This window comes from Marinomonas sp. HM11-D, from assembly GCF_057626615.1.
Genome location: NZ_JBMMKT010000045.1, coordinates 1 through 288, shown reverse-complemented (window position 1 = coordinate 288; position 288 = coordinate 1). Strand labels below are relative to the sequence as shown.

General features: G+C 45.5%; 1 protein-coding gene. It reads right to left on the bottom strand.

Going from position 1 to position 288, the window contains the following annotated elements; genetic code table 11:
• On the bottom strand, positions 1-288 hold a 288-nt coding region (locus ACOSVP_RS18610; protein ID WP_487348978.1), incomplete at both ends, for a transposase.

Sequence of the window (288 nt, the reverse complement as noted above, 5' to 3'; positions counted from 1 at the left end):
CAGATTGATCGAATATTGAACAGACGAAGAATGACGGGGATCAAATAAGTGTGGGTGTCTAAGATCTTGCTCCAGCCCTGTGCTTTCTCGGCATTAACATGCAACACCACATGGGTGTGATTGCTCATTACCGCATAGGCACACAGATCAACCGCAAACACTTGGGTGAGGAAAACCAAATACTCTTCCACCCAATATCGACGATGTTCGTAGCTTTTTCCCGTCATATTATCGTCACCACACAAAAATGCACGACGCACACAACGAGATACACAATGGTAATACGGG